The 8,176-nt window shown below is 58.3% G+C and carries 9 protein-coding genes; 1 reads left to right on the plus strand and 8 read right to left on the minus strand.

What is annotated here, in order from left to right:
- The coding region (gene mukF / locus WFM46_RS21620) for a chromosome partition protein MukF (protein ID WP_336998506.1) at nucleotides 1–1,059 on the minus strand (1,059 nt) is incomplete at its 3' end.
- Complete coding sequence (gene cmoM / locus WFM46_RS21625; RefSeq protein ID WP_103178930.1) at nucleotides 1,056–1,841, minus strand: tRNA uridine 5-oxyacetic acid(34) methyltransferase CmoM; 786 nt, start codon at nucleotides 1,839–1,841, stop codon at nucleotides 1,056–1,058. The genes cmoM and mukF, both read right to left, overlap by 4 nt.
- 124 nt (nucleotides 1,842–1,965) lie before the next feature.
- On the opposite strand from cmoM, the gene elyC reads away from it, so the two are divergent.
- A complete protein-coding gene (gene elyC, locus WFM46_RS21630) occupies nucleotides 1,966–2,745 on the plus strand; it encodes an envelope biogenesis factor ElyC (RefSeq protein WP_336998507.1) in 780 nt (259 codons plus the stop codon).
- On the opposite strand, the gene WFM46_RS21635 is transcribed toward elyC, so the two are convergent.
- The 6 genes from WFM46_RS21635 to msbA form a co-directional block, all read right to left on the minus strand.
- Complete coding sequence (locus WFM46_RS21635; protein ID WP_103178928.1) at nucleotides 2,722–3,615, minus strand: YcbJ family phosphotransferase; 894 nt, start codon at nucleotides 3,613–3,615, stop codon at nucleotides 2,722–2,724. The two genes, elyC and WFM46_RS21635, sit on opposite strands and share 24 nt — an antisense overlap.
- A 138-nt stretch (nucleotides 3,616–3,753) precedes the next feature.
- A complete protein-coding gene (kdsB, locus tag WFM46_RS21640; protein ID WP_180209723.1) occupies nucleotides 3,754–4,500 on the minus strand; it encodes a 3-deoxy-manno-octulosonate cytidylyltransferase in 747 nt (248 codons plus the stop codon).
- The gene (gene ycaR, locus WFM46_RS21645; RefSeq protein ID WP_103178926.1) at nucleotides 4,497–4,679 is read right to left on the minus strand and encodes a protein YcaR; all 183 of its coding nucleotides are present in this window, start codon (nucleotides 4,677–4,679) and stop codon (nucleotides 4,497–4,499) included. Before ycaR ends, kdsB begins: the two co-directional genes overlap by 4 nt.
- Before the next feature lie 45 nt (nucleotides 4,680–4,724).
- Entirely contained in the window at nucleotides 4,725–5,954 is a 1,230-nt protein-coding gene (locus WFM46_RS21650; RefSeq protein WP_336998508.1) for a winged helix-turn-helix domain-containing protein, read from the minus strand.
- Between the two features lie 15 nt (nucleotides 5,955–5,969).
- Nucleotides 5,970–6,974 (minus strand): tetraacyldisaccharide 4'-kinase, encoded by a 1,005-nt coding sequence (gene lpxK, locus WFM46_RS21655; RefSeq protein ID WP_336998509.1) that lies wholly within the window; start codon nucleotides 6,972–6,974, stop codon nucleotides 5,970–5,972.
- Nucleotides 6,971–8,176: lipid A export permease/ATP-binding protein MsbA (msbA, locus tag WFM46_RS21660; protein WP_336998510.1), on the minus strand; the 1,206-nt coding region annotated here is incomplete at its 5' end. The genes lpxK and msbA, both read right to left, overlap by 4 nt.

Consider the following 8,176-nt stretch of genomic DNA (forward strand, 5'->3'; position numbering starts at 1 on the left):
TTCGTTAAACTCTTCATATTCCAGATCGGCTGGCAGCTCGCCGGTGACCTCTTCGTCGCGCAGGCTCATCTCTTCGTCGCGCATATCGAGCAGGCGGTCAGCGCTGGCGTAGGTCAGCGCCCACGGGGCATCGAAATAGGTCTGTACCGACTGGCGCAGACGCTGGGCAAACACGCGGTTTTTATCCATATCGATAGCGGTTCGGATAAATTTATGCACGTGGCGGTCATAGCCGATCCACAGGTCAATCGCCTGCTGGCCCCAGCTGATAATACGGTCCAGCTTGCTCTGCAGATCGAAGACCAGGCGATCGACAAAATGCAGATTGTCCTGGGCCAGGGTGGCATCCTGAATGCGCAGCAGGTTGGCCTGCAGCTTGTCGCCCGCAGCCTCCAGCGTATCCTGCAGTTCACGCAGGGTGCCGGAGGTTTCTGACAGCAGCATTTCACAGCTGGAGATTGCCGCCCGCCAGTCTTTGTTCAGAAGCTGGGCGATGTCGTCCTTCACCAGCTGCTGCTGCTCATCCATGATGCGCTGCGTCAAATCGATGCTGTCGAAAATCTCGGCTACTGAATATTTCAGCGGCGCATAGACGTTACGGTGCCAGTGGAACTCGTCACCGCCCTCATCTGCGGCATCGGCTGCACGCTTCAGTTCGCCCGCCACAATGGAGAGCTGCATCGAGAGGCGCAGGGTCGAGAATTCGCGCTGGCGAATGTAATAGTCGGTAATGCCGATGCCCAGTGGCGTCAGACGATAGATGGCATTCCCTTCTGCCAGCTCGCTGGTAAAGCGGTTCAGCAGACGTTGACGCACCATATCGTTAATCGCGTTATTGGCACGCACATTAATGGTTTCGCTGGTTTGCTCAAACGCATCACTGACATGGCGGAACGCATCCACCAGTTCGCCCTCGCTCATTTCTCCATCCAGCCGTTCGCTGTTCAGCGTGGCGACCGCCAGCAGAAAAGAGAGTCTGTCTACCGGCAGCGAGAGGGAGAAATCGTTTTTTCGGGCCCAGGCAACCAGTTCGGGGACTGTCTGGGAAAATTCACTCATAAGTTATCCTTGCTCTGCGGCTTGCGCGCGGTGACGTGAATGTAGCGGCCAAGGCTAATATAAGGCTCCTGGCGACAGTACCGCGTCTCTAATTCTGTCAGGGCGTCAAAGCACTCATGCTGCTTCTGTTTATCACGCAGATAATCATGAAACACCCTGATGCCGGTTTTCCCGGTAATCTGCCAGCCGGAAGTTTCCAGCCAGCCATAAACCTGCTGCGGGTCGCGCGGAAAGTCCGGTGACAGCGTACGGCGTTTCTTCTTGTACATGCCCTGCTGTACATAACCGAAATTACCCACCAGCACATTACGCATCAACAGGCCATTAGCGTTGTAAAACATCAGCGACAGCGCGCCGCCGGGGCGCAGTATCGACCAGAGCGTCTTCAGCAGCGCCTGGGGTTCGGCTACCCATTCCAGCACCGCATGAGACAATATCAGATCAACCGGGCTTTCCAAATGTTGAGCGATCTCCTGAGCGGCACAATGTATAAATTGCATGTTATCGCTCACACCTTTCTCCACCGCGGCCTGTTCAGCGCGGGCGATCATTTCAGCGGAGAGATCGCAGAGGATAACGTGGTGCCCACGCTCAGCCATTTTTATCGCCGTCTGGCCTTCACCGCCGCCAGCGTCGAGGACACGCAGTTTCTTGTCGCCAAACCCATCCAGCAGGATGTCCAGATCCTGCCAGAGGATTGTCTGCCGCAGACGGCCTTTAGTCGTGCCGTAAATATTGCGGGCAAACTTTTCCGCGATGTCATCAAAATTGCGATCCCGCATTGGGAGAGCTCCACCCACTTACAACAAAACCGCTATTTTGTCACAGCCGGGCGGAGAATGAACCTCTCTGGTGTAATATCGCTGACAATCATCAGCTATATGGTTAAAAAAGGAGCCAGAAAGGATGCTTTTCACCCTAAAAAAATATATTGGCGGCATGATGCTTCCCCTCCCTCTTCTTCTGCTGTGTATCGCACTGGGGCTGGGGTTGCTATGGTTCAGCCGCCATCAGAAAAGCGGCAAAATTTTGGTTACGGCAGGCTGGCTGGCGCTGACGCTGCTGAGCCTGCAGCCGGTCGCGGATGGGCTGTTACGCCCGGTCGAAGACAAATACCCCACCTGGCAGGGAAATGAGAAGGTTAAGTACATCGTGGTGCTCGGCGGGGGCTACACCTGGGATCCACAATGGGCTCCCAGCTCCAATCTGATCAACAACAGCCTGCCGCGCCTCAATGAAGGCATGCGGCTGTGGCTGGCAAATCCCGGGTCGAAGATGATCTTCACCGGGGCGGCAGCACAAAGCAATCCGGTGAGTACCGCCGAAGCGGGCGCGCGCGTGGCGCAGTCGCTGGGCGTGCCGCGCGAGGCGATCATCACTCTCGACAGTCCAAAGGATACCGAAGAGGAAGCCGCCGCGGTGAAGCAGGCGATAGGCGATGCGCCCTTCCTGCTGGTGACCTCAGCCTCCCATCTGCCGCGGGCGATGATCTTCTTTGAACGCCAGGGTCTGCATCCCCTGCCCGCGCCCGCGAACCAGCTGGCGATTAGCGCCCCGCTTAACCCCTGGGAACGGATCATTCCGTCCCCGGTATGGCTGATGCACAGCGATCGCGTGGGCTATGAGACGCTCGGGCGCGTCTGGCAGTGGCTGAAGAGCCTGTCAGGCGAGCCAGGGGAGCAGTGATTTCGAGGCCAGATCGAAGTTGGCGCGGCTAAAATGCCCGGTATTCACCAGCTGCGCCACTTCGTCCCACAGCGTATAGAGCCAGCGCCGCCAGAGGAACGACTCTGAGACCGGCGCGCGCCGCAGGTAGTGCCAGAGTAAATCCTCCGCCTGCCCGCTCTCGCTCAGGCGAAACAGTTCATACTCCCGGGGGGCCCACAGCATCACGCCGGGCCCGACCATCGCCAGCAGCTGATCGCTGCGGGGATCTTTGAGCATACTGCGCAGCGTAAAATTACCGTGGATCAGCACGCTGTTGTCATTGAATCCTTCAAACAGGGTGGGCAGGCACTCGCGGGTACGAAACAGGATCCGTTTATCCTGCATGGTCAGGCCGGTGTTGTGATACTGGTTTAGCGTCCCCCACAGCACCTCGACCCGCTGGCGGTACCAGAGGGGCCAGAGATTTTCCTGGGTGCTGTCTACCGAGCCGACCAGCCCTCCGCTGTCCAGCCGGTGCCAGGCCAGCAGCGCTTCAACTATCTGATCTTTTAGCTGCTCCCAGCGTTCAGGCGTGCGGGCTGGCGCTTCCACCGGGACACCGCGCAGACGCTCAATCAGCAGGACATCCGGGCCCGGATGTTCTTCGTGGGTCATCACGCCATAAACGGTCGGCATTCTTACCGTGCCGCTGCGGGCCAGCATGGAGATTTTCCACGCCAGCTGTCGGGCCACATCCGGTGAAGAGAAGCTTCGCGCCAGTAACGGCATGGGGTTTCCCTGGCTGTCGTACAGCGACCACAGCGTGGTATCCGCCTTTTCATGCACACATTCCAGACGGCTCAGTTTTTCACCCAGCAGATGGCTGAGTTCGGCTCGCAGCTGTTCCATTTGAGATTACCCCCATTAAGACTACTGCTTTTATAATGAGCGTCTGGCAGGCGGATGTCACCCTCATGAGAAGATTCTGTAGCAGAAATTCAGAAAATTGAGACAAAAAAATCCCCTCAAAAGAGGGGATGACGGGGATTAGCGAAGTTCAGCGCGAACGCGGGCCAGATCGTCTGGCGTATCGACGCCTGTGCCCGGGACCTCATGCGCGACAGCGACGTGGATCTTTTCGCCGTACCACAGCACGCGCAGCTGCTCGAGCATTTCGATGTTCTCCAGCGGGCTCGGCTGCCAGTTGACGTAACGGCGGATAAAGCCTGCACGATAGCCATAAATCCCCAGATGACGCAGGATGCTGTCACCAATGTTATCCCGGGATTCGGCAAAGCGATCGCGATCCCAGGGGATGGTGGCGCGGGAAAAATAGAGCGCATAGCCTTCAGCGTCCAGTACCACCTTCACCGCATTAGGGTTGAATGCCTCTTCTGCGCTATGAACCGGCACGGCCAGCGTCGCCATACCCACCTGACGCTGGGCCAGGTTTTCCGCCACCTGACGAATAATGACCGCCGGGATCATCGGCTCATCGCCCTGGACGTTAACAATCACCGTGTCGTCGCTGAAACCGCATTTTTCCACAACTTCGGCCAGGCGCTCAGTGCCGGACTGGTGATCGGCGCGGGTCATGCAGACTTCGCCGCCCGCCGCTTCGACCGCACGCGCCACCTCTTCATGATCGGTGGCGACAATGATCCGCTCCGCGCCGGACTCACGGGCACGTTCAAGCACATGCACGATCATCGGCTTGCCGTTGATATCGACCAGCGGTTTACCCGGCAGACGCGTGGAGGCAAAGCGCGCCGGAATAATGACAACAAAACTCATGGTTTGCTCTCTTCAGGCGCCAGGGCGCGGGCTTCGGTTTCCAGCAGGACGGGAATGCCGTCGCGCAGAGGGAAGGCAAGGCTATCCACTTTGCAAATCAGCTCCTGCTTATCCTGGCTGTAGTAGAGTTTGCCGTTGCACACCGGGCAGGCAATAATTTCCAGTAAACGGTGATCCATAGTTCCTCCGTATCAATAATCGGTAAAGTTTACCATATTCCTTTTTCAGACCGCGTCTATTTCCCAGCCCGTTCGACAGGCGTGAAAAAGTCCGTCAGGAAGATGGCCCAGCGCGATGCGTGTCGCCCCCTGCCAGCCCGCAAAATCACTGATTGCCGTGGCGAGCCCTTTCTCCAGCGCGACGCTCATCCGAACACCCTCTTCAAGATAAAGGGCGATGACCTGTAGCTCGCCGGTTTTGCGGTGCATCCTGGCATCCATCCGCCCTACCAGTTGCCCTCTATGCAACAGCGGCAGAACGAAATAGCCGTACTGGCGTTTCGGCGCCGGGGTATAACACTCCAGCCGGTAGCTGAAGTTAAACAACTGTTCCGCACGCTTGCGATCCCAGACCACCGGATCGAAGGGTGAGAGAACGGCGCTATGGGTTGCGGTGAGCTTCCCTTCCTGCGCTTCGTTAAGCAAAGGCAGCAGATCGGCATGCAGCCACATCTCCCCCAGCGTCTCCACCTCGACGCGGACCACCTGCTGCTGCGCCTGCCAGCGCTCAAGCAAGGGAGCCAGCGCGGGCTGACGCAGGCGGTAATAGTCGGCCAACCACTGGGGGCGGAAAATGCCTAAGCTGCGGGCGCTGTTTTCCAGCATTATGGCCTCTGCCGCCGCCCGGGTCAGCATATCCCGGCTGTCATCCCACTGGGGCATCACCCGATGCGTGAGATCGTAAACGCGCTGAAAGTTACGCCTTTCGACCACCATCACCTTGCCAGCGGTGAATAATCCCTCAAGATGGCGTTTATGCGGCTTCCACTCCCACCATCCGCTCGTTCCTTTGTGGGGATGTTCAAAATCGGCGGAACGGACAGGGCCTTTCTCCTGAATATGGGCGATAAGCTTTTCTATTTCATCCGCATGTTCCTGCATCCAGGCCTGACTATATTTCCAGCCCATTTTATCGGGCGCGAGCATTCTGTGACGCACCAGCGCAAAGTCGCTGCGCGGCAGGAAACACGCCTCGTGCGCCCAGTACTCCATCAACTCTCCCTGACGCAGGGCGTTATCCAGCCAGTCGGGTGAATAGGGGCCGAGACGGCTGAAGAGCACCAGGTAAGGACTGCGGGCGACGATATTGATGGTGTCGATCTGGAGCAGCGACATGCGCTTGATGGTGGTAAGAATATCGGCGGGTCGGGCGCGACGACGGGGCTTTTTCAAAAGCCCCTGGGCGGCAAGATGCAGATGACGTGCGGCTGAAAGCGTGAGTTGCGGTAAAGCCATGCCTTTTCCTGTCAGTTAGTGCGCGGGCGAAACCTCTTTTACCTGCCCTGCAAGGGCGATAAGCGCCTGGAGCAGTTGTTCAGGCTGTTCACCCTGCAGTTGGGCATCAACCGGTAAATACCACCAGTTATCCCGGGCAAAGGCGCGGCATTTCACCGCATCTTTTTCGGTCATGATCAACGTCTGACCAGGCCCAGTAAACGCCGCAACCTGCTCCAGGCTCAGCGCCTGGTGGTCGGCCAGCGGCACGCTACGCTGAAGTTTGGCGCCGCAGGCTTCGAGGGTAGAGAAAAAGCGCGGAGGATGACCGATACCGGCCATCGCCACCAGATGGTTAAGCTCAGCAACGTCGCGCCGTTCGCCGGTCAGAAGATTCACGGCAAGTCCTGGGTGCAGCTGCATCGGGATCTCCCCCGCCTGCGCCGTACCACCGTTGACGATAACCGCATCCACGGACCGCAAACGCGACGCGCGCTCGCGCATCGGTCCGGCAGGTAACCACCAGCCGTTACCAAAGCGGCGGACGCCATCAATCACCACGATCTCTTTATCCCGGGCCAGCGCGTAGTGCTGCAGTCCGTCGTCAGTAATCACAATCTGGACATCCGTCTGGTTCAGCAGAGCCTGCACCGCCTCGCTGCGCACCGGCGAAACCGCTACCGGCACTCCGGTACGCTGAAAGATCAGCACCGGTTCATCCCCCGCTTGCGCCGTGGTGGTTTGCGCGGTCAGCAGCAACGGATAGCGCTCCGCCTTGCCGCCATATCCCCGGGAGACGACCCCCACGCGAATCCCGCGTTTTGTCAGCTGTTCCACCAGCCAGATCACCACCGGCGTTTTACCGTTACCGCCAGCGGTGAGATTGCCTACCACCACTACCGGCACCGGCGCGCGCCAGGCCCGTTTGAGCCCCACTTTATAACTCAGGCGGATCAGGCCGCTGACCAGGCCATACAGCCAGGAGAGCGGCAACAGCAACCGCCAGAGCGGAGACTCACCGGACCAGATGCGAGCGATCATTCGCCAAACTGCATTTTATGAAGCTGAGCATATACGCCCTGGTGCGCCAGCAGGTCGGCGTGGCTGCCCCGTTCGACGATGTAGCCATCTTCCACCACCACGATTTCGTCGGCTTTTTCAATCGTCGACAGGCGGTGGGCAATCACCAGTGAGGTACGGTTCTTCTGCAACTCATCCAGCGCAGACTGGATAGCGCGTTCGGATTCGGTATCCAGCGCCGAGGTGGCTTCATCGAGGATCAGGATTGGGCTGTCACGCAGCAGCGCGCGCGCAATGGCAATACGCTGGCGCTGACCGCCGGAGAGCAGGACACCGTTTTCACCGATAATGGTGTCCAGGCCGTTATCCATCTTATTGATGAAGTCCATGGCGTAGGCCATCCGCGCCGCCGCTTCGATCTGCTCACGGCTGTACTCTTCATTCCGGGCATAGGCGATGTTATTAGCCACGGTGTCGTTGAACAGGTGCACATTCTGGGAGACCAGCGCGACCTGATTACGCAGCGACCGCAGGGTGTACTCGCGCAGATCGTGGCCATCAATCAGGATCTCACCCTCATCAATATCGTAGAAGCGGGTGATCAGGCTGGCGATGGTCGATTTACCCGAGCCAGAACGGCCCACCAGGGCCACGGTCTTGCCTGCCGGAATTTTCAGATTGATATTGCGCAGAGCAGGCGTATCACGACCCGGATAGGTAAAGGTCACATTGCGGAACTCCACGTCGCCGGTTGAGCGCTCAATCACGCGTTTGCCTTCGTCTTTTTCCTGTTCGGAATCAAGGATCGCAAACAGCGTCTGGCAGGCTGCCATCCCGCGCTGGAACTGGGCGTTAACGTTGGTTAACGATTTCAGCGGGCGCATCAGGGCAATCATCGACGAGAAGACCACGGTAATGGTACCGGCGGTGAGGGTTTCCATCACGCTCGGGAAGCTGGCGGCATAGAGCACAAACGCCAGCGCCAGGGAGGCGATGAGCTGAATGATCGGATCGGAGATGGAAGAAGCAGACACCATCTTCATCCCCTGCAGACGCATCTTATTGCTGACCTTATCGAAGCGCTTGGTTTCGAGCTCCTGGCCGCCAAAAATCAGCACCTCTTTATGGCCTTTCAGCATCTGCTCGGCGCTGGTGGTCACCTGCCCCATCGTGTTCTGCATGTTCTTACTGATGCTGCGGAAACGCTTCGAGACGACGCGGAT

It is taken from the genome of Leclercia sp. M50 (assembly GCF_037150775.1).
GTDB lineage: Bacteria > Pseudomonadota > Gammaproteobacteria > Enterobacterales > Enterobacteriaceae > Enterobacter.

Bases quoted from the DNA above. Each gene is read 5' to 3' on its own strand.
- kdsB (WP_180209723.1), bottom strand. From the start codon at position 4,500: ATGAGTTTTGTTGTCATTATTCCGGCGCGCTTTGCCTCCACGCGTCTG.
- cmoM (WP_103178930.1), bottom strand. From the start codon at position 1,841: ATGCGGGATCGCAATTTTGATGACATCGCGGAAAAGTTTGCCCGCAAT.
- ycaR (WP_103178926.1), bottom strand. From the start codon at position 4,679: ATGGATCACCGTTTACTGGAAATTATTGCCTGCCCGGTGTGCAACGGC.
- lpxK (WP_336998509.1), bottom strand. From the start codon at position 6,974: ATGATCGCTCGCATCTGGTCCGGTGAGTCTCCGCTCTGGCGGTTGCTG.
- WFM46_RS21635 (WP_103178928.1), bottom strand. From the start codon at position 3,615: ATGGAACAGCTGCGAGCCGAACTCAGCCATCTGCTGGGTGAAAAACTG.
- WFM46_RS21650 (WP_336998508.1), bottom strand. From the start codon at position 5,954: ATGGCTTTACCGCAACTCACGCTTTCAGCCGCACGTCATCTGCATCTT.
- elyC (WP_336998507.1), top strand. From the start codon at position 1,966: ATGCTTTTCACCCTAAAAAAATATATTGGCGGCATGATGCTTCCCCTC.